The sequence below is a fragment of the Beduinella massiliensis genome, from assembly GCF_900199405.1.
GTDB classification, from domain to species: Bacteria; Bacillota; Clostridia; order Christensenellales; family Aristaeellaceae; genus Beduinella; species Beduinella massiliensis.
In genome coordinates, this window is sequence record NZ_LT963430.1 from 2,830,257 (window position 1) to 2,851,699 (window position 21,443).

At 62.2% G+C, this 21,443-nt stretch carries 19 protein-coding genes; 1 reads left to right on the forward strand and 18 read right to left on the reverse strand.

Translation table 11 applies throughout. From position 1 onward, the window contains the following. Positions 1–116: 116 nt before the first annotated feature. The 9 genes from C1725_RS13755 to secA all read right to left on the reverse strand — a co-directional run bounded on the left by C1725_RS13755 (position 117) and on the right by secA (position 10,149). Positions 117–623: an NYN domain-containing protein gene (locus tag C1725_RS13755; RefSeq protein ID WP_102412148.1), complete on the reverse strand. Its 507-nt coding sequence runs from the start codon at positions 621–623 to the stop codon at positions 117–119. Then, positions 620–1,834: a 23S rRNA (guanosine(2251)-2'-O)-methyltransferase RlmB gene (rlmB, locus tag C1725_RS19435; RefSeq protein ID WP_346026679.1), complete on the reverse strand. Its 1,215-nt coding sequence runs from the start codon at positions 1,832–1,834 to the stop codon at positions 620–622. Before rlmB ends, C1725_RS13755 begins: the two co-directional genes overlap by 4 nt. Positions 1,835–1,838: 4 nt before the next feature. Continuing rightward, complete coding sequence (gene thyX, locus C1725_RS13765) at positions 1,839–2,612, reverse strand: FAD-dependent thymidylate synthase (RefSeq protein WP_102412149.1); 774 nt, start codon at positions 2,610–2,612, stop codon at positions 1,839–1,841. 22 nt (positions 2,613–2,634) lie between these two features. Then, a complete protein-coding gene (locus C1725_RS13770) occupies positions 2,635–3,063 on the reverse strand; it encodes a Mini-ribonuclease 3 (RefSeq protein WP_346026680.1) in 429 nt (142 codons plus the stop codon). Positions 3,064–3,156: 93 nt separating this feature from the next. Beyond that, the gene (locus C1725_RS13775; RefSeq protein WP_102412150.1) at positions 3,157–3,912 is read right to left on the reverse strand and encodes an N-acetylmuramoyl-L-alanine amidase; all 756 of its coding nucleotides are present in this window, start codon (positions 3,910–3,912) and stop codon (positions 3,157–3,159) included. Between the two features lie 365 nt (positions 3,913–4,277). Then, positions 4,278–5,336, reverse strand: a complete 1,059-nt coding sequence (tsaD, locus tag C1725_RS13780; RefSeq protein WP_102412151.1) for a tRNA (adenosine(37)-N6)-threonylcarbamoyltransferase complex transferase subunit TsaD — start codon at positions 5,334–5,336, stop codon at positions 4,278–4,280. Positions 5,337–5,406: 70 nt separating this feature from the next. After that, entirely contained in the window at positions 5,407–6,159 is a 753-nt protein-coding gene (locus C1725_RS13785) for a lipoprotein intramolecular transacylase Lit (protein ID WP_102412152.1), read from the reverse strand. Between the two features lie 76 nt (positions 6,160–6,235). After that, positions 6,236–7,331, reverse strand: a protein-coding gene (gene prfB / locus C1725_RS13790; protein ID WP_102412153.1) for a peptide chain release factor 2 whose coding sequence is annotated in 2 segments (ribosomal slippage) — positions 6,236–7,255 and positions 7,257–7,331 — 1,095 coding nt in all. Because the reading frame shifts where the segments join, the coding sequence is not laid out codon by codon here. Positions 7,332–7,398: 67 nt separating this feature from the next. After that, on the reverse strand, positions 7,399–10,149 hold the full coding sequence (gene secA, locus C1725_RS13795; protein WP_102413346.1) for a preprotein translocase subunit SecA: 2,751 nt from the start codon (positions 10,147–10,149) through the stop codon (positions 7,399–7,401). Between the two features lie 391 nt (positions 10,150–10,540). Between secA and C1725_RS13800 the strand changes: the two genes are divergently transcribed. Then, the gene (locus C1725_RS13800) at positions 10,541–10,735 is read left to right on the forward strand and encodes a YlcI/YnfO family protein (RefSeq protein ID WP_102412154.1); all 195 of its coding nucleotides are present in this window, start codon (positions 10,541–10,543) and stop codon (positions 10,733–10,735) included. A 185-nt stretch (positions 10,736–10,920) separates the two neighbouring features. On the opposite strand, the gene C1725_RS13805 is transcribed toward C1725_RS13800, so the two are convergent. The 9 genes from C1725_RS13805 to C1725_RS13845 all read right to left on the reverse strand — a co-directional run bounded on the left by C1725_RS13805 (position 10,921) and on the right by C1725_RS13845 (position 21,443). Then, positions 10,921–12,276, reverse strand: coding sequence for an ATP-binding protein (locus C1725_RS13805; protein ID WP_102412155.1), 1,356 nt, complete (start codon positions 12,274–12,276; stop codon positions 10,921–10,923). Further along, on the reverse strand, positions 12,255–12,926 hold the full coding sequence (locus tag C1725_RS13810; RefSeq protein ID WP_102412156.1) for a response regulator: 672 nt from the start codon (positions 12,924–12,926) through the stop codon (positions 12,255–12,257). Before C1725_RS13810 ends, C1725_RS13805 begins: the two co-directional genes overlap by 22 nt. Positions 12,927–12,930: 4 nt before the next feature. Next, positions 12,931–13,773: a TraX family protein gene (locus C1725_RS13815; protein WP_346026681.1), complete on the reverse strand. Its 843-nt coding sequence runs from the start codon at positions 13,771–13,773 to the stop codon at positions 12,931–12,933. 152 nt (positions 13,774–13,925) lie between these two features. Then, on the reverse strand, positions 13,926–14,978 hold the full coding sequence (locus C1725_RS13820) for a hypothetical protein (RefSeq protein ID WP_346026682.1): 1,053 nt from the start codon (positions 14,976–14,978) through the stop codon (positions 13,926–13,928). 354 nt (positions 14,979–15,332) lie between these two features. After that, the gene (locus tag C1725_RS13825; protein ID WP_102412159.1) at positions 15,333–15,983 is read right to left on the reverse strand and encodes a YigZ family protein; all 651 of its coding nucleotides are present in this window, start codon (positions 15,981–15,983) and stop codon (positions 15,333–15,335) included. A gap of 1 nt (position 15,984) precedes the next feature. After that, positions 15,985–17,208 (reverse strand): tyrosine--tRNA ligase, encoded by a 1,224-nt coding sequence (gene tyrS / locus C1725_RS13830; RefSeq protein WP_102412160.1) that lies wholly within the window; start codon positions 17,206–17,208, stop codon positions 15,985–15,987. Positions 17,209–17,228: 20 nt separating this feature from the next. Next, positions 17,229–18,419 (reverse strand): aminotransferase class I/II-fold pyridoxal phosphate-dependent enzyme, encoded by a 1,191-nt coding sequence (locus C1725_RS13835; RefSeq protein ID WP_102412161.1) that lies wholly within the window; start codon positions 18,417–18,419, stop codon positions 17,229–17,231. Positions 18,420–18,794: 375 nt separating this feature from the next. Next, complete coding sequence (locus C1725_RS13840) at positions 18,795–20,177, reverse strand: MATE family efflux transporter (protein WP_102412162.1); 1,383 nt, start codon at positions 20,175–20,177, stop codon at positions 18,795–18,797. 225 nt (positions 20,178–20,402) lie between these two features. Beyond that, positions 20,403–21,443: a Gfo/Idh/MocA family oxidoreductase gene (locus C1725_RS13845; protein WP_102412163.1), complete on the reverse strand. Its 1,041-nt coding sequence runs from the start codon at positions 21,441–21,443 to the stop codon at positions 20,403–20,405.

Consider the following 21,443-nt stretch of genomic DNA (forward strand, 5'->3'; position numbering starts at 1 on the left):
GCCCGCCCTGGACATTTGGCTGCATGGAGGACGGCGGCACACGCCGTCTGGCTCCGCGCCGTATGAGACGGAAGATGTAGTTTATAATTATACTTCCTAAAAGCCGGGTGCGTCAACTATTTTTGCCTTCGCATGCGCTCCAGCTGCTCCCGCTGCTGGGGCGGCAGGCGGCTGCCGATATCGCTGCGCCCGCCGGAAAAAGCGCCGTGCATCGTCCTTCCGCTGCGCCGCGTCTGGCTGATGTCCCGCAGCAGCTCCCGGGCCGAAACGCGCACCGCGCCCCGCCCCATCGTCACGATCTGTTCCAGACCGTCGCTGGTCGCTACGCGAAGCTCCCGGTACTTGGGCGCCGCGCCGGCCGCCGCCTCGATATAGTTGTCCGCGCTCTCGCCGTGCTTCGTGTACACGACGGTGACGCCGGATACCTTTTCCGTGGAGCGCTGGCGCCTCTCCTGGTAGTGCCCGTCGAAGACGAGCACGATTTCAAGATCCGCGTACCCCGCATAGTCGCACAGCCTGTGCAGCAGCTGGTCGCGCGCCTCCGGCATCGTCCAGCCGCGTTCCTTCGCCTCGCTCCATGCGCCGATCACGTTGTACCCGTCCACGAGCAGCAGGGGTTTCATTTCAGCCTCGAGCGCACGATTTCGTACATCAGGATGCCCGCCGCGACCGAAGCGTTGAGCGAGTCGATCTTGCCCAGCATCGGCAGCGCCACCCTGCGATCGCACTTTTCGAGCACAAGCCTCGAGACGCCTTCGCCTTCGCCGCCGATCACCAGCGCCGCCGGGCCTGTGAAGTCACAGCGGTCGTAGCGCTCGCCGTCCATGGCCGCTGCGTAGACCCAGATGCCCTGTTTTTTGAGCTCCTCGATCAGGCGGGAGATGTTCGTCACGCGCGCGACCTTCACGTATTCCACCGCGCCCGCCGACGCCTTAACCGCCGCCGGGGTGAGCCCGACGGCCCGGCGCTCGGGAATGATGACGCCGTGCGCGCCCGCGCATTCGGCGCTGCGAATGACCGCGCCCAGGTTGTGCGGGTCCGTCACGCCATCCAGTATGACGAGGAACGGCGCTTCCTCCCGCGCCTTCGCCGCCTCCAAAATCTCCTCGACCGAGGAATACCTGTAGGCGGACGCGAACGCCACCAGACCCTGATGGTTCGGCGCCACGGCATCCAGCCGCGCGCGGTCCACTTCCTGCACGACCACGTGCTGCTCCTTCGCCATGGCCACGATTTCGCGCGCCGACCCGATCAACTCGCCCCGAGCGACGAGCAGCTTCTCGATATCCCGGCCGGATTTCAGCGCTTCACGGATCGGGTTGCGGCCTACCAGCAGGTTCTCGCGCGGCAGCGCCTCCTCCTCCTCAAAAGGACGGGCGATGGGCGCCGGGCGCGCCGGCTGCGGGCGTTCCCCATACGGACGGCGCTCCCCCGGCTGCGGGCGTTCCCCGTACGGACGGCGCTCCCCCGGCTGCGGGCGTTCCCCGTACGGACGGCGCTCCCCCGGCTGCGGGCGTTCCCCGTACGGACGGCGCTTCCCCGGCTGCGGGCGTTCCCCGTACGGACGGCGCTCCCCCGGCTGCGGGCGTTCCCCATATGGGCGGCGCTCCCCCTGCTGCGGGCGTTCTCCGTACGGACGGCGCTCTTCCTGCTGCGGGCGTTCCCCGTACGGACGGCGCTCCCCTTGCTGCGGGCGTTCCCCGTATGGACGGCGCTCCTTTTCCTGTGTGCCCGCGCCGTCTTCATCCCGCTGCGGGCGACGCGTCCTGCCATCATCCCGCCAATCGTCCCGTTTGTTCGGACGCTTGTCCGAAAATTTGTCGTAATAGGCCATGCTGTTACTCCTTCTCGCTCTTCTCCGTCGATTGCTGTACGTTTTCGCCGCGGGCATTCAGCGCGGATGCGCGCCCGCGCATTTCCTCCATTCGGCCGCAGGAAGCTTTTCCTTCCGTGCAGGCGCCGTGCACGCAGGCCGGGCCCGCGTCCGCAAAGATTTCAGGGGCCGCCTGCTTGCAAAGCCCCAGCATCTCCCAAGCAAGCGTGCGGATCTCCCACTGCGCGCGGCTGCAGCAGCGCAGCTCGAAGAAATGCAGCAGCTCGCGCGCGTTCATCGTCACGAGCATGCGCGTGGCGCAGGCATTGGGCAGCACGAAGCGCGCGTCCTCATTGCTGCGTTCCCCCGCGTTCCCCAGGCGCTCCTGCCACGCCGCGTACCAGGCGCCCATCGTCTCCATCTGCCGCGCGAATTCCGCCGCCGCCTCCTCGCCCAGCGCCTCGATGGACGGGGGCACGACGTAATCAAACCCCGCCCCCATCGACACGTACCTCTGCGACTGCACGCTGAAAGAGGCGATGCGATGGCGCGTGATCTGCGCGAGCAGCGTGCGGCTCACGCCCTCAATGGCGAACGTGAACGTCGCATGCTCGATGACCGACAGATGCCCGCGCGCCATCACGCCCGCGATGAACGACGCCTGATCCTTCCGTGCGATGCGCTCCCGGAGCGTATCTACGTCCGCCTGCGCGTAACAAAGCCTTGCGCCCAGCGCCACGATCTCGTCCGGGTCATAGGTATGTCTGAGCAGCAAAACCTTCTGCTGTGCCTTTGCCATGTACTTCCTCCTGCTTCTTCGGTTAAGCCCCGGGCCCGGCGCTTTCAGATGCCGCCTCCAGCAGCAGCTCCAGCCGGTCGTCCCTGCCCGTAAGGTACAGATAGCCCAGCAGCGCTTCCAGTGCCGTCGCCCGGCTGTAATCGGCGGGGTCGGCGTGCTTTGGGGCGGCGTGATGCGCGTGGGCGTTTCGGCCCCGGCGCACGATTTCCGCCTCTTCCTCCGTCAGCAGCGGCTCGATCTGCCCCAGCAGCTTCGACTGCGCCGCCGCGCTCACGCACTGGTTTGAACGCCTGTGCATGCGCCCGACGTTTTCCCCGCCCGCAAAAAGACGCGTGCGCACAAAGAGCGCGTGCACCGCGTCGCCGACATATGCCATTTGCAGCGGATTCATCATCCGCACGTCCATTTCGCGCATAGGCAGGCCCATCATCGCCAGCCAACGATCCTGCAAGCGTTTCGCTCCCCTCGGCGCGCCGGGCCTTCCAGTCTCACGGCGCGCGCCTCCTAGCTATTCGATTTATTATACCAGACAACCCCCGCCTTGTCACGACCTTTCGAGCTTTTTCAGTGCCACGGGACGGTCCCCTGGAAGCGCCGCCCAATCCGCAATGCCGTCAAAGACCGCCTGGGCGATCCGTTGGCGGTATCCGGCATCCAGCAGCAGCGCTTCTTCCTCCGGATTGGAGAGGAACCCGCACTCGACCAGCACCGAGGGAAGGCCCAGGGTGAGGATGTAGTAATCCCCCGCCATGGCCTCCCGCTTCTTCTTCGGCGCCAGCCCCTCGACCAGGGACTCCTGGAGCACCCCCGCCAGCAGCCGCCCCGCGTCGCACCCCTCGCGATAAAAGACCTGGGGACCGGACTGATTTTGCCGGCTGTATTCGTTCATGTGGATGCTGATCAGCAGCTGCGCGTCGCTTTCCTCGACGATCTGCGCGCGGCGCTGCATGTCCTGCAGCTTTTTGCGAATCGGCGGGTTTTCGTCGCACAGCGCGTAATCTCCAGTGCGCGTCATGACCACCTTCGCGCCCGCCTGTTCAAGCAGACGGGCGAGGCGCTGGGAGACGTCCAGGTTGAGCCCCTTTTCCGCGACGCCGCTCTTTCTTCCGACCGCTCCGCCGTCATAGCCGCCGTGCCCCGCGTCCACCGCGATTACCATGCCCGAAAGCACGCCCTGCGTCGCCTCCACCGATGTCGCAATCAGCGCGTTAGAGCCCGCCGCCATGCTCAAGATCGCGATACAGAGGCCCGCCATCCCCAGCATCATCGCCGTATACCGCCTGATTCCGCGTCCGTTCACCTCGTCCGCCCCCTTTTAAAGTCCTTTTCAGGCAGATTTATGCGAAAATGTCCGTTCGCATGCGTGTGAATTTTTCCTTATGGCGCAATGGGTTCACGCCTATGCGGCGCAGGGCGGAATCATTCTGTTTTGAAATGATTTTCCTATCAGAAATGTTTCCACAAACTCCACAGGGTTATCCACAGGAAAAAGCACGATTTTCTGTCGAAAAAGCGTTTTTTCCACAGTATTAGGAGGATTTTCCTGTGAACAAGGCCATTTATCCACAAGACGAACAGGCTTTTGCACCGCCTTGAGCGGGCAAAAGTAAAGAGCAGACCAAAAGTCTGCTCAAGTCTGTTTTCGAGAACGCTTTCGCTGTGCAATCAGACCAATTTCAGGGACGGGTCGGCATTGAGCGTGAGGTCCGCGACCTCCCCGCGCATCAGTCTGTAGAACGCGGCGCTGCCGATCATGGCCGCATTGTCCGTGCAGAGCACGGGCGGGGGCATGCGAAGCGCGATTCCCTCGGCATCGCAGCGGCTTTGCAGCGTTTCCCGCAGGCAGGAGTTAGAGGCCACGCCTCCCGCCAGCGCGAGCGTTTTCGCGCCCGTATCGCGCGCCGCGAGGACGGCCTTTTCCACGAGCATGCTCACCGCGGCATGCTGAAAAGAGGCCGCAATGTCCGCCGCGGGCACTTCCTGTCCGCTCTGGCGCAGCTTGTGCACTTGGTTGATGAGCGCGGTTTTCAGACCGCTGAAACTGTAATCGTACTTTCCCTGCGTGACCACGTGCGGCAGGCGCAGCGCGCCGGGGTTTCCCTCCCGGGAAAGCTTGTCGAGCAGAGGACCGCCGGGATAGGGAAGCCCCAGCACGCGCGCAGCCTTGTCGAACGCTTCGCCCGCAGCGTCGTCCTGCGTCTGTCCCAGCAGGGTATAGACGCCGTAATCCTCCACGCGCACGATGTGCGAATGCCCGCCCGAGGCTACGAGGCAGACAAACGGCGGCTGAAGATCCGGATGGGCGATGTAATTCGCGCTCACGTGCCCCTCGATGTGATTGACGGGCACGAGCGGTTTTCCTGCCGCGAAGGCAAGCGCCTTGGCGGCGGAAACGCCGATCAGCAGCGCGCCGACCAATCCCGGGCCGTAGGTAACAGCGACCGCGTCCACGTCGCAGAGCCGCAATTTCGCCTGCAAAAGGGCCTGCTCCACCACGGGATCGACGCTCTCCACGTGCTTGCGCGAGGCAATTTCCGGCACGACGCCTCCGTATATCGCGTGCAGCGGAATCTGCGTGGAAATGATCGAAGAAATGACCTCGCGTCCATCCCGCACGACGGCTGCCGCCGTTTCGTCGCAGGAGGATTCGATCGAAAGAATCGTCGCGTGCCCGGCCTCTTGCAGCGCCCGCGCCTGCGCACGGGCGTTTTCAATGTATCTCATGTTCCTTCTCCCTTTTTTAACCCCTGCCCACTTCGCCGTCGGGGTACGGCCGGTCCATTGAAACGCCCGCTTACTCGGCCTTGCGTCCGCCCCGTTTGCGCGTCCACAGAACCCGAAGACCCGCCGCCAGCAGCAGCGCCGCCAGTACCGCGCAGGCCTTTACCGCGATGGACGCGGCGAGCCCGACAAAAAGCCCCTCCGGCATCATGCGGATGAGCAGATCCGTCGCGGGGTTCAGCAGCCACAGGTCGTTCGTGAAGGCCAGGCTGTGAAACGCCCAAAACAGCGACGTAAAATCGGCCGCGCCCCAGACGGCCAGCGCCAGCACGGGGACAGCCAGAATCAGAGCGCCCGCCCAGGTGCCTGTAAAACAGGCGCGCGCCGCTTCCCGCCCGTCCGACTTTTTCATCGCGATCTGCGCCGCCGTAGCGGCGATCAGAGCCGTCAGGGCCAGCGCACCCATCAGGCGCCCGGCGAGGTCCAGAAGCCCCCGCACATCGGCCATGTGCGCGCGTTCGCGCGCGTTAAACGCTGGCTGACGCCGTGTTTCCGCCGTGCCCAGATCCAGCACGTCCGTCTCCACGTCCAGCTCGGCGCGCTTGCCGCGGAGGTATTGCGCAATCTCCTCCGCGAGCGCCTCCTGCGCTTGCGCCGTCAGGCCCACGGCCTGCGTCACCTCTGCATCCGCGAGCCCATAGGCGGCCCGCGCCGCCTCGCCGTAGGTCGCCGGGTCATACGCCGCCGACAGCGTCAGCGCAAGCAGGACTACCCCCATCAGCGAAGCGACGGCGATGGCCGTGCAGATGACAATCCTCTTCTTCATTTTTCCTCTCCAACCAGCGGCTGAACGCACGAAATCCGCGGGAGGATGGCTCCCGCAGATTTTCTTGCTCTTCAATTTACTGCATCTGCAAATAAGCGGTGATGAACCCGCCAAGTTCGCCGTCCATGACCGCCCCTACGTCGTTGACCTCGTATCCCGTCCGGTGATCCTTCACCATGGTATACGGATGGAAGACGTAGGAACGAATTTGGCTGCCCCACTCGATCTTCTTCATCTCGCCCTTGATGTCGGCCATCTTTTCCTCGCGCTCGCGCTCGTGCAGTTCGAGCAGCTTGGACTTGAGCATGCGCAGACAAACCTCGCGGTTCTGCACCTGCGAGCGCTCGTTCTGACACTGAACCACGATGCCCGTGGGGATGTGCGTCATGCGGACGGCGGAGTCCGTGCGGTTGACGTGCTGACCGCCTGCGCCGGAGGCGCGATAGGTATCGATGCGCACGTCTTCCATGTCCAGTTCTTCCATGTCGTCCTCGATCTCGGGCGCGACGTCCAGCGAGGCGAAGGAGGTATGGCGGCGCGCCGCCGAGTCAAAGGGCGATATGCGCACCAGGCGGTGCACGCCCTTTTCCGCGCGCAGGTAGCCGTACGCGTTTTCTCCGATGGCCTCAAACGTCACGGACTTGATGCCCGCCTCGTCTCCCTCCAGCAGGTCTAGCACGTTGACCTTAAAGCCCATGCGTTCGCAGTAGCGCGTGTACATGCGGTACAGCATGCTGGTCCAATCCTGGGCCTCCGTACCGCCTGCGCCCGCGTGCAGGGAAAGCAGCGCGTTGCTGTGGTCGTAATCGCCGCGGAGCAGCGTTTCCAGCTGCAGCTTCTTGACGTCCTCGTCCAGCTCCTTCAGCTCATCCCCGGCCTCCGCGACCATGGACTCGTCGCCCTCCTCCTCCGCGAGCTCCATCATCGTGTCGATGTCCGCCGCGCGCTCGTTCAGCTTTTTGAACAGGGAGAGCTTATCCTCCAGCACCTTCACCCGCTGAGAGACCTTAGTGGAACGCTCCAGGTCATTCCAGAAGTCCGGTTCGTTCATCGTCTCGTGCAATTCCGCCAGCTCATTTTCCATATGAGCCAAGTTAAAGTGACTCACCTGCCTCAACGATGCTCTCACGGATGCGATTCAGGTCTACGCGGTACTGTTCCAGTTCGATCATGTTGACTCACCCCTTTGAAGGCCGATGGCCTCAGTAAATTTTATGGATGTATGGGAAAGAAAGCTGCTTAAGCTTCCTTGCCACAGCAATGTTTGTACTTCTTCCCGCTGCCGCAGGGGCAGGGGTCGTTGCGTCCAACCTTCTTGTCCGACTTCTGCGGCTGGCGGGGGCCATCCCCGGCCACCTTCGCCTCCACCGGCTGGGCGACCTGGCGGCGCTCCGGCGCGCGCTCCACCCTCGCCTGATACAGGCGGCGCAGCGTGTCCTCGCGGATCAGGCGCACCATCTCGTCGAACATCTCGTAGCCCTCGAATTTGTATTCGACGACCGGGTCCTTCTGTCCATAGGCGCGCAGGCCGATGCCATCGCGCAGCTGATCCATGGCGTCGATGTGATCCATCCAACGCCGGTCGACCGAGCTGAGCAGGATGACCCGCTCCACCTCGCGCATGTCGATGCCGTGCTCCGAAAGCAGCTGCTCCCGCTCCTGATAAAACGCCTGGGCGTCCTCTGTGAGCATGTCCTTGAGCGCCTGTTTGTCGAAGTTCTTGATCTGCTCCATGTGCGTCTCGATGGCGCCGGGACGCACGCAGATTTTCTCCAGGTAATCCGCGAGGCCGGTGAGGTCCCAGTCGACGTAGGCGTCGCCGTTGCCAGTATGCATGTCCACCGCGTCGCTGATGAGCTGACCCGCCATCTTCATGATCGTCTCGCGCATGTTCTCGCCCATGAGCACCTGGCGGCGCTGGCCGTAGATGACCTCGCGCTGCTGGTTCATGACGTCGTCATACTGCAGGACGTTCTTGCGGATTTCGTAGTTGCGGCCCTCGATGCGCTTCTGCGCGCTCTCGATCTGGCCGGTCAGCATCTTGGCCTCGATCGGCTGATCCTCTTCCAGGCCCAGCTTGTCGATCATGCCCGTGATGCGCTCGGAGCCGAAGAGGCGCAGCAGGTCATCCTGCAGCGACAGGAAGAACTGCGAGGAACCCGGGTCGCCCTGACGGCCGCTGCGTCCGCGCAGCTGGTTGTCGATGCGGCGGGACTCGTGGCGCTCGGTGCCGATGATGTGCAGGCCGCCGACGGCTACAACGCGGTCGTGCTGGGCGTCGGTTTCCTTCTTGAACTGCTCGTAGAGCGCGCGGTACTCCGTGCGCGCGGCGAGGACCTCTTCGGGCACGTTCTCATTATGCCCCATCGCGTCCTCGATCAACTCGTCCTCATAGCCCTTCTGGCGCATCGCGCGGCGGGCGAGGAACTCCGGATTGCCGCCCAGCAGGATGTCCGTGCCGCGGCCCGCCATGTTGGTGGCGATCGTCACCGCGCCGTAGTGACCGGCCTGCGCGACGATTTCCGCCTCCTTTTCGTGGTGCTTGGCGTTCAAAACCTCGTGCGCAATGCCGCGCAGGCGCAGCATATTGGAAAGGATTTCGCTCTTTTCAACCGAAACCGTGCCGACCAGCACGGGCTGCCCCTTTTCATGGCGCTTGATGATCTCCTCCACCACGGCGCCAAACTTGCCCTTGATGGACTTGTACACCAGGTCGTTCATGTCCTCGCGGATCATCGGCATGTTGGTGGGCACGACGACGACGTCCAGGTTGTAGATGCCGCGGAATTCGTCCTCTTCCGTCTTGGCCGTGCCGGTCATGCCGGACAGCTTTTTGTACATGCGGAAGTAGTTTTGGAACGTAATGGTCGCGAGCGTCTTGCTCTCGCGCTCGACCTTCACGCCCTCCTTGGCCTCGATGGCCTGATGCAGACCGTCCGAATAGCGGCGGCCGACCATCAGGCGGCCGGTAAACTCGTCGACGATGACGACCTGGCCGTTCTGCACGACGTAATCTACATCGAGCTTCATCAGCGCGTGCGCGCGCAAAGCCGCGTTGATGTGGTGCAGAATCTCGTTGTTCTCCGCGTCGGAAAGGTTTTCAATGTCGAAGAATTTCTCCGCCTTGCGGACGCCTTCCTCGGAAAGGTTGCAGGTCTTCTGTTTTTCGTCCGTGACGTAGTCGCGGCGCATCTTCGCCGCTTCCTCGTCGCTCATCAGCTCGAGCTGTTCCTTCTCCGGCTCCTTGCCCGCCTGCAGCGTGCAGACGAAGCGGTCCGCCCGCCCGTACAGGTCGGTCGATTTCTCGCCCTGGCCGGAGATGATGAGCGGCGTCCTCGCCTCGTCGATGAGGATGGAGTCCACCTCGTCCACGATGGCGAAGTGGTGCCCGCGCTGCACCATATCCTTCTTGTAGATGACCATGTTGTCGCGCAGGTAGTCGAAGCCGAACTCGTTATTCGTGCCGTAGGTGATGTCGCAGGCATAGGCCGCGCGGCGCGCCTCGTTCGTCATGTCGTGGGTGATGATGCCCACCGTCAGCCCCAGGAAGCGATGGATGCGTCCCATGTCCTCGCCCTGAAAGCGCGCGAGGTAGTCGTTGACCGTGACGATGTGCACGCCCTCGCCTGTGAGCGCATTCAGGTAGGCGGGCATGGTGCTCGTGAGCGTCTTGCCTTCGCCCGTCTTCATCTCTGCGATGCGCCCCTGATGGAGCACGATGCCGCCGAGCATCTGCACGCGGAATTGACGCTTGCCCGTCACGCGGTCAGTCGCCTCGCGGACGACCGAGAACGCCTCGGGCAGGATGTCGTCGATCGACGCACCCTTTTGCAGGCGATCCTTGAATTCCTGCGTTTTTTCGCGGAGCTGATCGTCCGTCAATTTTTTATGTGCTTCCTCAAAGGAATCGATCTCGTCGACGATTTTGCCCAGACGCTTGAGCTCAGAGCTATTCCCGTCGCCAAATATTTTCTTTAGAAACCCAGCCATTCCAGCCATGGTGTACCTCCCAATGCAACAATCGCTTCATTATAGCATTTTCTCAGATAAGACGCAAGGGGAGACGTTTGCCGGACGGCGGTTTACTTACACAACCACGCTCCCGCAAACCGGATGATAGAAGCAGGCTGAACCGTGGGGGCTTGGGCCACAATTTATCCCTCATTTTTCTTAATATATGTACATTCTTATCTTTAACACATTTATGGATGGCTCCCGTGTTAATATTAAGAAAAATTCTCGTCTGCACAAATAAGGAAGTATGGGAGGGACTTAACTGAAGATTTGTAATTATGATGTCGTCTGCACGAAGAACAGATCTCCTTATCCTCTATGACAGTGTACATCCATTCTAATAACAAAAAGTAAGCAGGTGTCGGACATGAAGTTCAGCATTCCAACTGTATCGGTTACGACGAACAAATGCATTCGTTTCCCCAACGATTTATTAGACCGGCTGGAAAAGATGATCTGTGGAAAAGAAACCACCTTTTCTGCCTTTGTCATACAAGCCGTGCGCGTCGCGCTGGACAGTTTGGATGAATACGAAAGTGATGCGCAGGACAGCGACCTTTAATATCCGCTTTAAATAAGCCTTTTATCATTCGCTCATTGCAAATATAATGCTTGTGCAGGCAATAAACATCAACGTAAGCTGGTTGCTGAATATCGAAGATGCGAAAGAATAAAGCGAAGCCCCCTCACGCCGTTCTGTGAAGGGGGCTCCGCTCTTTTCAGGGCCGCATTCGGCCCTTTTTTCGTTTACGCTGCCGTTCCATCGATCCATATCGTGACGCGGGCCCCGCCCGCCTCGGCGTTTTCCAGCTTCATACGTCCTCCGTGACGCTCCGCCGTCTGCGCCGCGCTGTAAAGGCCCAGTCCGTAGTGCCCGTCCTGCCCTCTGGCCCGCTCGTCCCGGAAAAAGCGTTCCTGCCCATGCGCCAGCGCATCCTTCGTAAAGCCCGGGCCCGTATCCTCCACGATGAAGACCGCGCCCGCGGCGAGCTGCTCCGCCCTCAGGCGCACCCGGCCGCCAGCGGGCGCGAAGCGCGCCGCGTTATCGATCAGGTTCATGACCGCGCGCTGCATCGCCTGCGCGTCCATCACGGCAAAGCCCGATGCCTCCGCCTGGAAGGAGAGGCCTGCGCCCTCACAGAGCGTCCGGGCCGACTTCAAAAAGCCCTGTACCCAGCCGGAGAGCTCCGTTTTTTGCCGGTTCAGCGCGCCCGTCTCCTCGTAGAGCGCTCCCCGCAGCTCCTTTACATACGCCCGCGCGCTCTCCGCGCTCTGCACGATCGCCTCCGCACAGCGGTGCTGCCCGGCATCCAGGGTTCCGTCCTCCTGGAGCAGCTCGGCGTTCCCTTCGATGACCGTGAGCGGCGTGCGCAGGTCGTGCACCAGCGATTGCATCTGCTCCCGCCGCTGCTGTTCAAGGCTCCACTGGCGGCTCAGCGACTCCTTTAAGGCGTCCTTCATCCGGCCCATCGCGTCGAGCACCTCGCCGATTTCCTGCACGCCGGAACGGGGCACCTCAAAGTCCAGATCCTCCCTTGCGACCCGCGCGGCGACGCCGGAGAGCAGGTCGATCTGCCGCTTGAGCCTGCGGCTGAACGAGAGCGCCGTCAGCAGGATCACAGTTCCCCAGCCGGCCACGAGCAGCACGAACATCGTCACCTGAAAGTTCGGCAGACGCCCCCGCAGGGCCTCGTTTCCGTAGGGCGTGTTGTAATCAAAGAGGAGCAGGCAGACGCGCCCCTCCGCAAGCGGCACGCGCATCTCGAAATCCGACGCCTCGCGCCCCTGCTCAAGGCGCTTTTTCACGCGCTCCTGCGCCCGCACCGTGAGCGAGGATTCGAGCATATCGCCCGATTCGTCGAGCAGGACGTAATCAAAGAACGACGAATGCACCGACTCGTCCAGCGCGCCCGTTTCCCGCATCCGTTCCGCCGCAGCGCGCGCTGCCCGCTCGCCCGTATACGCGGGCAGCACGAATCCCGCCTCGATGGCGTGCAGGATGCAGCCCCACCAGACGAGCGCGATGGCCGCCGCCAGCACGCCCGTTAGGATCAGGTAGCGCACGAAGAGCCCCCGAAGCGTCACGCCCTTTCCGCGCTCCACTTATACCCCACCCCCCAGACCGTTTCGATCGGTTCCCGGCCCACCGTCCGCAGCTTTGCGCGGATGTTCTTCACGTGTTCCGCGATGGCCGACGCGTCCGAGGCGCTCTCCAGCCCGAAGACCGCCTCCAGAATCTGCTCCTTGGAAAACACCTGTCCCCTGTGCTCCAGCAGAAAGACGCAGATGTCGAATTCGCCGCGCGTCAATGGGATGGGCGTTCCCGCGCACGAAGCCTCGCGGGCGGTGATGTCAAGGAGAAGCCCGTCCGCCGTCAGCGCATGCCTGCGAACGCGCGTCTCGCGCCGCAGGTGCGCGGCCACACGCGCCCGCAGCTCGGAGAGGCGAAAGGGCTTGACGACATAGTCGTCCCCGCCGATCCCCAGACCGTGCGCGACGGACGCCTCGTCGTCGCGCGCGGTCAGAAAAAGAATCGGGCAGTCTACCCGCTCCCGCAATCGGGCGCAGAGCGAAAAGCCGTCCTCCCCCGGCATCATCACGTCGAGCAGGATGAGCTCGGCGCGACGGAGCTTGGCCTCTGAGAGCTCCGCCGCGCTTTCCGCCGTCATCACGGTATGCCCCTCGCGCTCCAGCGCCGTCCGAATTAAGTCGAGCATCGCCGGTTCGTCGTCTACCGCCAGAATCCAGGCCATTTCATCACCCCATGAGCACATGATACACCGCGAAGGAGAGCGCATACAAGATGTAAACGTGCGCGGGATAGAAAATATAGAAGAAATTCTTGATGCCGCGCCCGCGCTTTCCGTTGTAGAGAAGCATGATCAGGGCCGCGCCCGCGCCCATCCACTCGTACGCCTCGCCAAACCAGAACGCGGCCGTCAACGGCAGACCGGGCACGAGGAAGTAAAGCCGCACCGTGTACCAGAAGAGATGGAAGAGCGCAAAGGCCGCCGCCTGAAGCCCGCGCCGTTTGCGAAAGATGTAAAGCACGAGCCCCGAAAGCACGAAACCCGTGCCGCCCTCCACGCCCGGATGCATGGGCAGCAGCGTGTAGTTGAGCAGCAGCAGCCACTTCGCAGCCCCCGGCGCCATCTGGGCCAGCGCGCGCATCAGGTACGGCCAGCCGAGGGTGAGACCCAGCGTGATCGCGCCCCGCAGCCAGCGCTTCTCCTCGAGCCAGGCGACGCCCTGCATCATGACGATGAGGAGCGCAAAGGTCATGAACACGCCGTTCATGGGGATAAAGCCGTCCGGGCGCGCAAAGCCCGTCACGATCATTCCATATTGCACGAGCCCCATCGCGCCGCCGATGAGGTAAAGGCGCAGAAAGTATTTTTTGCGGCTGCGCGTATGGGTAAAGCCCTCCACCAGCAAAAAGAGAAAAAGTCCTCCCGAGAGGCGTCCCAGCCAACTGAACGCGAGCGGAACCGCGCCCGTAAACTCAAAGAAGTATTGAATGTGATCGAGCACCATCAGCACGACCGCGATGCACTTAAGCTGAAAGCCCGTAAGTCCCCCGAAAGCGCGTCTTGATTCCAAAGCTATCATCTCCTGTCCGTTTATGCCCCTATCTTAGCGCGCGTTTATCAGGAAACGATAAGGAACGAAAAAAGGCCGCGCGGGGATAAACCCGCGCGGTCTGGCCATCGGCAAAGCCGATGGCCAGGGCTTTAGAGGGAGGAAAACGGGATTTACATTTCTACGGGAACGGTCGCGCCCGCGGCGTCGATCGCCTGCACGTCGCCGTCCATGCCGTTGAGGAGGATCGCCTGCGCGTCGGCCAGGCCCGTCGCGCTCAGCACCTTGAGAATGTCGGCCACCGCGTAGGTATCCGTCGTGTCTCCGTTTTTCACGACGATGCTGGTTACGCCGCTGCGGCGGAAGACCTCCAGCGCATCCTGACCAATCTTCATCGACACCTGGCCGTACTGCTCATAGGCGTAGGAGGTCAGCACGAGCTGTACGTAGCCATTCGGGTCGTCGACCAGCTTTTCCTTGAACATGATCTGCTTGCCGCCGGCGTACAGGCGGCAGTCGAGCGGCAGGTAGGAGAGGTACACCTGCCTCAGCCATTCCGGGCTGCCCGCGAGGCCGCGGAAGTGCTGGCGGCGCGCCTCGCGCAGGTACCGCGCGTGCTCGTCCGAGAAGTACTCCAGGTACTTGCCGTCGAAGGGGTCGCTGTTTCCGGGGACCTCTACAATGCACACCGGCCTCATCTCGAAACCCTCTTCGTCACGCAGCCTCTCGCCAGCTTCATCGACGAGAAAACCGTCTACATCAATATACGCCTTGATGCCTTCCATCGGCTTAATCTTGGCCAGAACACGCTGAACGTATTCCTCAAATTCGCTTTGCGTTAGCTTAGACGGTGTGTAATTTCCGGATTCGTCCACATCCCACCTAGTTATGCTAACGTCTTCCCATCGATATGTCTCACCGTCGGGGTACGTGAACGTCCCGCCCTTGAGCACCGAACCGTCTATAACGATATCACTATTCGTAACCGTAACGGCAGTGCCTGTTTCGCTTTCGTACCTGCCGCCGTTAAGCGTCAAGGCGATTCCGTATGCATACAGGCCGTTATTAGGCCATTCAGCACCGTCAATGTTTATATAGGTTCCTTCGGACTTGACGATCACGTCATTGAGGTCGACGGCGCCTGACGTACCATCTGAAAAAAAGCTAAATTCACCTTTGAGCACGACGCCGTCTTTGTTCGTAATAACGATCGTGCGATCGTCCACCTGGATATAAGAGTCCTCTGCATCCCATGCGTCGTCTGGCTCGTCTTTCCCTCTGTACAGCTCAAAATCAAGCTTCGCGTTCGCTTCGCTTGCATTTACTGTATCGCACAGTTCACGCCAAGAAGTCACCTTCGTTGCGGCGAGTACCCCCCCCCCGAATAAACAGAGCGCCAAGGTTACCGCCAGGATCTTTTTGAACATATCCCATTCCTCCTCATCAAGAGATTTGATGACTTGATTATACACTTTCCTTCACTGCATTGTCAACAATTCCCATAATTTTTGAAATTTTTATGCATCAAAATTATCCCGTAAAAACGGAACCCTGCCTTTACAAGGTTCCGTTTGTGCGCTTTATTCCGTTTTCCCGTCTTCGTCCCAGGGGAAGTAGCACTCCCCATCCTCCAGCGTCTCCACCCGCCCGTCGCACACGCGCGTGATGTCCGCCAGAAGCTGCGCCTCGTCCCGCTTTCGCACCAGTAGATTCGTCGTCACCCGGTCGGTGAATTCCGTCCCCTCGATGCGGCAGGGCGCGCTTTTCAGGAAGTACTCCAGCCGCTGCCAGGTGGCGTAGTCCACCTCGGCCAGGTGCCGGCGGGACATCTCCATCGTCACCACGCCGCCGGCGTCGAGCGCTTCCTTGCTGCCCTGCGCATAGGCCCGCGTGAGCCCGCCCGCGCCCAGCAGGATGCCCCCAAAGTAGCGCGTGACGACCACGGCGCAGTCCACCACGCCGCGCGCCTTCATCACCTCGATGATGGGCATGCCCGCCGTGCCGCCGGGTTCGCCGTCGTCCGAATAGCGCATGATGCCCATGTTGCGCCCGATGATATAGGCGTAACAGTTGTGGTTCGCGTCCTTGTGCCCTTCGCGGACCTCCGCGAGGAATGCGAGCGCCTCCGCCTCCGTCCGACAGGGCGCGCCCTGCCCGATGAAGCGGCTCTTGTTGATGATGAATTCCCTTTCGCCGCGCCCGCGCAGCGTCTTGTAGGAAAGCGCCTCCATCCTATGCCTTCAGCACTACGCGATGGTAGCTCTTCTTGCCCTTGCGCAGCAGGACGCCCTCGCCGCCGATCTGTTCCGCCGTGAGCACCGCGTTCACGTCGGTCACCTTTTCCTCGCCGATGGTGAGGCCGCCGCCCTGCACCAGCTTGCGCGCCTCGCCCTTGGAAGCGCAAAGCCCGCACAGGAACGCGATGGTCGTGACGCGTCCGTCTTCCTCGAGCTGCGCGGCCGTGATCTCGGTCGTGGGCACGCTGCCCGAAAGCGCGCCGCCGCCAAACAGGGAGGCCGCCGCTTCCTGCGCCTTCCGGGCCTCTTCCTCGCCATGCACCAGCTTCGTCACCTCAAAGGCCAGCACCTTCTTCGCCTCGTTGATGCCGCTGTCCCTCAGCGCGCCCAGGCGGCGCACCTCGTCCATGGGCAGGAAGGTCAGCAGGGCCAGGCACTTTTGCACGTCCTGATCGTCCACGTTGCGCCAGTATTGGTAGAAGTCGTAGGGGCTGGTGCGCTCCGCGTCCAGCCACAGGGCGCCCGCTTCGGTCTTGCCCATCTTGCGCCCGTCGTGCGTGAGCAGCAGCTGGAAGGTCAGCGCGTAGGCGTCCTGACGTTCCTTGCGCCGGATGAGGTCCGCGCCGCCCAGCATGTTGCTCCACTGGTCGTCGCCGCCGAGCTGCAGCCGGCAGCCGTACCGGCGGTAGAGCTCCAGGAAGTCGTAGCTCTGCATCAGCATGTAGGTGAATTCCAAAAAGGTCAGGCCCTTTTCCAGGCGTTTCTTGTAGCACTCCGCCGTCAGCATGCGGTTGACGGAGAAGTAAACGCCGATCTCGCGCATGAAGTCAATGTAGTTCAGATTGCGCAGCCAGTCCGCGTTGTTGGCGATCATCGCCTTGCCCTCGGAAAAGTCGAGGAAGCGGCTCATCTGCTTCTTGATGCTCTCCACGTTATGGTCGATGTCGTCGACCGTGAGCACCTTGCGCAGGTCGCTCTTGCCGCTCGGGTCGCCGATCATGCCGGTGCCGCCGCCCATCAGGGCGATGGGGCGATGCCCCGCCCGCTGCATGTGCGCCATGGCCATAATCGGGATGTAGTGGCCGATGTGCAGGCTGTCCGCCGTGGGGTCGAACCCGACGTAGAACGTCGTGGGCTGCTCCAGCTGTTTGTACAAATCCTCTTCAAAGGTCACCTGGGCGACGAAGCCGCGTTCCTTGAGTACGTCCAGAATGTGCATGTTTCAAACCTCCATTGGTTTTATTTCAGTTCCCCTTCGACTACCTGGCGCAGGATGTCCATGCCCTGATCGATCTTTTCAATCGTGCTGTTGGAAAAATTCAGGCGGACGGTGTTCCGGTGCGTGCCCTCTTCGCAGTAGAAGTGCGTGCCCGGCACGTAGGCGACGCCCCGCTCGATGGCCTTGGGCATCATCGCCAGGGTGTCGATGCCCTCCGGCAGCTCCGCCCAGATGAACAGCCCGCCCTCTGGATGCGTAAACCTCGTGTCCGGGAAGTCCTTCAGGTGGGAGAGCATCCGGTTCATCTGCACGGCGTAGCTTCGGCAGATGCTCCGCACGTGCTCCGCCATGAGCCCGCGGTTCAGGTACTCCGCCACGATGGCCTGCGTCAGGTTGGAGGAGTGCACGTCGTTCGCCTGCTTGCCGAAGATCATCTTCTGGCGGATGGGCTCCTTCACGATCGCCGCGCCGATGCGCAGGCCCGGCGAGATCAGCTTGGAAAAGGAGGCCATGTGCACGACCCAGCCCGCCTTGTCGTAGCTCTTGATCGAGGGCAGCGCCTCGCCCGCGTAGCGCAGGTCGCGGTAGGGATCGTCCTCCATGACGACCATGCCGTACTTCTCCGCCATCTCGGCGATGGGCTGCCTTCTCTCCGCCGCGAGGGTGCGGCCCGTGGGGTTTTGAAAGGACGGGATGACGTAGAGCATCTTCGGGTGGTGCGCCTTGATGAGGCGTTCCAGGTCTTCCAGCACGATGCCGCCCTCGTCCGTCTGCACGGGCACGAGCTTCGCCTGATAGAGCTTGAGCGCCTGCAGCGTCCCCAGGAACGTCGGGCTTTCCACCAGCACCACGTCGCCGGGGTTGATCAGCGCCTTGGCCAGCAGGTCGATGCCTTGGGTGGAGCCGGTCACGGGCAGCACGTCCTCCGGGCCGCACTGGATGCCCAGCCCCTGCACCCATTGGGCGACCGCGTCCTTGTAGGGCGCGTAGCCGTCCGTCGCGCCGTATTGCAGGATGCGCTTGCCGTCTTTGAGCAGCACGTCGCGCGAGATGTCCGCGATGACGGTTTCCTCCAGCGCGGAAGCGGCCGGGTTGCCGCCGCCGAATGAAATCATGTTGGGCCGCGTCATGTACTTGAGGATTTCGCGGATCGCGCTGCCGGTAATGCCGTTAAAGCGCTCCGCAAACTGCACGTTCTCGATCGATGGCATGTAAAAACTTCCCTTCTTCTGCTGTGCCGTAAAACAAAAAACGCCTTCCGGCACGCTGCTGCGTACCGGAAGGCGTGTAACCGCTGTACCACTTCCGTTTAGCGCCCTCTCTCGAAAGGCGCCCTCATCGCCCGCCAACACGGGCCTGCGCTGTAAGCGGCGCACCGCCGAAGCCCTACTCGCACGCTTTCAGGCCCGCGCTCGGGGATGTATTCGCCAGACGCCGCCGCTTTCTTTCACCAGCCGAAAGCTCTCTTGAGGCCAGCCGCCCGGGTACTTCTTCCCGTCCTCGCGTATATGTTGGCATTATACTGCGCCCTTTTGTGCTTGTCAATCCCGGATTTGCAAACTTTCTTCTGATCGGTTTGTCTGCGCTCAGTCCGCTTCCGCGCCGGCCGCCTTCAGGCGGCGCTTCAGCCACGCGCCCCGCTTGTAATAGACGATGAACAGCAGCGAGGTCAGCACCCAGCTGATGGGGTAGGAGAGCATGACCGTAAACATGTCGGGCCGCAGCGGGACGACCGCCCAGATCCACACGATGCGCATCACGCATACGCCAACGCAGGTCATGATCATCGGCCGCACGCTGTCGCCCGTGCCACGCACCGCGCCCGCCAGAATTTCGATGCCCGCGTAGGTCCAGTACGTCGGCGCGACGACGCTCAAAATCTGCATGCCAAGCTCCACCACGTATTCGTCGCTGGTGAACATCCGATAGACCGGCCGCCCGAACAGGAGCAGCAGCGCGCCCAGCAGCGCCGTGGAGCCGACGGCCATCGCCATACAGGTGCGCACGCTCCTGCGGATGCGATCCATCCGGCGCGCGCCAAAGTTCTGTCCGACGAACGTGGTGATGGAGACGCCAAACGCGCCGTAGATCATCCACACGATGCCGTCGATCTTTCCGCAGGCCGTGAACGCGGCCACGGTGTCGGTGCCGAACCCGTTCACGCAGACCTGGATGATGATGTTGGAGATCGAATACATCATCGACTGCACGCCCGCGGGCAAACCAATTTGCAGGATGCTGCCCAGGATTTTCGGATCGAAACCGAGCTTTTTCCAGCTGAAGTGATAGCTCATGCCGGTTCGCATCAGCGTCACGATCACCAGCACCGCGCTCACGACCTGGCTGATCATCGTCGCCAGCGCCGCGCCGAACACGCCCATGCCCAATCCTACGACGAGGAGGATGTCCAGCACGATGTTCACGCCGCAGCATACGATCAGGAAGTACAGCGGGCGCTTGGAATCGCCCACCGCGCGCAGGATGCCCGAGCCGATGTTGTAGATGAGCACCGCCGTGACGCCCGCGAAATACACGCGGATGTAGGTAACCGCATACGGCAGGATATCCTCGGGCGTGCCCATCGCCTCAAGCGCCGCGGGCGCAAGCGCGATGCCCGCGACCGTCAGCAGTACGCCGAAGGCCAGCGAAAGGGCCATGGCCGTGTGCACCGCGCGGCTTACGCCGTCCCGCTCCCGCGCGCCGAAGAACTGCGCGATGATGACCGTCGCGCCGGAGGAAAGCCCCACGAAGAAGCCCACGACGAGGTTCGTGATCGTGCCCGTCGCGCCGCCGACGGCGGCCAGCGCCTCCTTGCCCACGAACTTGCCCACGATGATCGCGTCTGCGGTGTTATAAAGCTGCTGAAAAAACGTGCCCAGCATGATGGGGAAGAAGAAGATGAGCAGTTGCTGCCAGATGACGCCATCCGTGATGCCGTTTCCGCTCTCGATGGCTGCGCGCCTATGCATGTGTTGATCCGCTCCTTTGCACCTCCCTATATAGCATAAAACGCGCGCTTTGTCTATGACGATTTTCGGCGCGGGCCAGCGCTCATTCGAGCGATCCGTACAGAGCGCAGCCCATTCCCCCAGGAACGGCGGCAGGCACAAAAAGAGGCCGTTTTTTCCAGCGCACCGGGAAAAACATCCCGTGCCCGCAAAAAACGCCTCTTAAAAGACGGTAGGAGATTCAGTTCAGATGCGCGTGTGCACGACGCAGTCGCCCTCCGCAGAGCGGAACAGCGCCTCCATCAGCTTCATGCAGCGCAGCACCTGCGCGTGCGTGATCTTCTGCTCTTCCTTGCCCTGCACCGCTGCGGCGACGTTTCGGTAAAAGTCGCGCACGTCGGATTCTACCTTCGGCAGCGGGTAGGTCTTGATCGTATCCTCCGTGCGCGGGGCCATGGTCTTCGTGAGGCCTGCGGCGGTTACGACCGGCACGGCGTCGCGCTTTTCCCAGTCAGAGACCTTTACGACGCGGCCGTTCAGGGCAAAGTCGTCGATCTGGCAGGAGCCGTTCTCGCCCAGAACGTACCAGCGCGGCAGGCTGATGAAGTGGCTGGTACCGACCTCCACGTGCGCGACCAGGCCGCTGCCGAACGTGAGCTGGCAGATGAAGCCGTCGTCCACCTCGTCGTTGGTCACGTGCTGCACCTCGCAGTGCACGGAGACGATCGGCTCGTCCACGAGCTGGAGGATCTGGTCGAGCAGGTGCACGCCCCAGTCCAGGATCATGCCGCCGCCCTGGCGCTTGGTGTTGCGCCAGTCGCCCGGCACGCCGCGCGAGCCGTGCACGCGCGACTCGATGCGAAAGACCTTGCCCAGCGTGTTTTCCTGAAGGATGCGCCGGATGGTCAGGTAGTCCTCGTCCCAGCGGCGGTTCTGGTGCACGGTGAACAGCTTGCCCGTCGCGCGCGACACGTCGATCATCTGCTGCACCTCGTCGCTGGACAGCGCGACGGGCTTTTCGCAGATGACATTCTTTCCCGCCCGCAGGCAGGCGCACACCACCGGCAGATGCTGGTCGTTGGGGATCGCGACCGTCACGAGCTCCACCGACGCGTCCGCGAGCAATTCTTCCTGCGAACCGTAGGCGTGAATCCCCGCCTTTCGCGCCGCCTCACAGCGCGCAGGGTCGATGTCCCAAATGCCCGCGACCTCAAATTCCGGCATCGTCTGCACCTTGCCCACGTGCCAGCCGCCCATGCCGCCGTAGCCGATCAAAGCCCACTTCAT

What these genes read in the sequence shown, in the direction of transcription:
- C1725_RS13825 (WP_102412159.1), bottom strand. Translation starts at nt 15,983, where the DNA reads ATGGAGGCGCTTTCCTACAAGACGCTGCGCGGGCGCGGCGAAAGGGAA.
- C1725_RS13800 (WP_102412154.1), top strand. Translation starts at nt 10,541, where the DNA reads ATGAAGTTCAGCATTCCAACTGTATCGGTTACGACGAACAAATGCATT.
- tsaD (WP_102412151.1), bottom strand. Translation starts at nt 5,336, where the DNA reads ATGAGATACATTGAAAACGCCCGTGCGCAGGCGCGGGCGCTGCAAGAG.
- tyrS (WP_102412160.1), bottom strand. Translation starts at nt 17,208, where the DNA reads ATGCACATTCTGGACGTACTCAAGGAACGCGGCTTCGTCGCCCAGGTG.
- C1725_RS13755 (WP_102412148.1), bottom strand. Translation starts at nt 623, where the DNA reads ATGAAACCCCTGCTGCTCGTGGACGGGTACAACGTGATCGGCGCATGG.
- secA (WP_102413346.1), bottom strand. Translation starts at nt 10,149, where the DNA reads ATGGCTGGGTTTCTAAAGAAAATATTTGGCGACGGGAATAGCTCTGAG.
- thyX (WP_102412149.1), bottom strand. Translation starts at nt 2,612, where the DNA reads ATGGCAAAGGCACAGCAGAAGGTTTTGCTGCTCAGACATACCTATGAC.
- rlmB (WP_346026679.1), bottom strand. Translation starts at nt 1,834, where the DNA reads ATGGCCTATTACGACAAATTTTCGGACAAGCGTCCGAACAAACGGGAC.
- C1725_RS13835 (WP_102412161.1), bottom strand. Translation starts at nt 18,419, where the DNA reads ATGCCATCGATCGAGAACGTGCAGTTTGCGGAGCGCTTTAACGGCATT.
- C1725_RS13785 (WP_102412152.1), bottom strand. Translation starts at nt 6,159, where the DNA reads ATGAAGAAGAGGATTGTCATCTGCACGGCCATCGCCGTCGCTTCGCTG.
- C1725_RS13840 (WP_102412162.1), bottom strand. Translation starts at nt 20,177, where the DNA reads ATGCATAGGCGCGCAGCCATCGAGAGCGGAAACGGCATCACGGATGGC.
- C1725_RS13845 (WP_102412163.1), bottom strand. Translation starts at nt 21,443, where the DNA reads ATGAAGTGGGCTTTGATCGGCTACGGCGGCATGGGCGGCTGGCACGTG.
- C1725_RS13810 (WP_102412156.1), bottom strand. Translation starts at nt 12,926, where the DNA reads ATGGCCTGGATTCTGGCGGTAGACGACGAACCGGCGATGCTCGACTTA.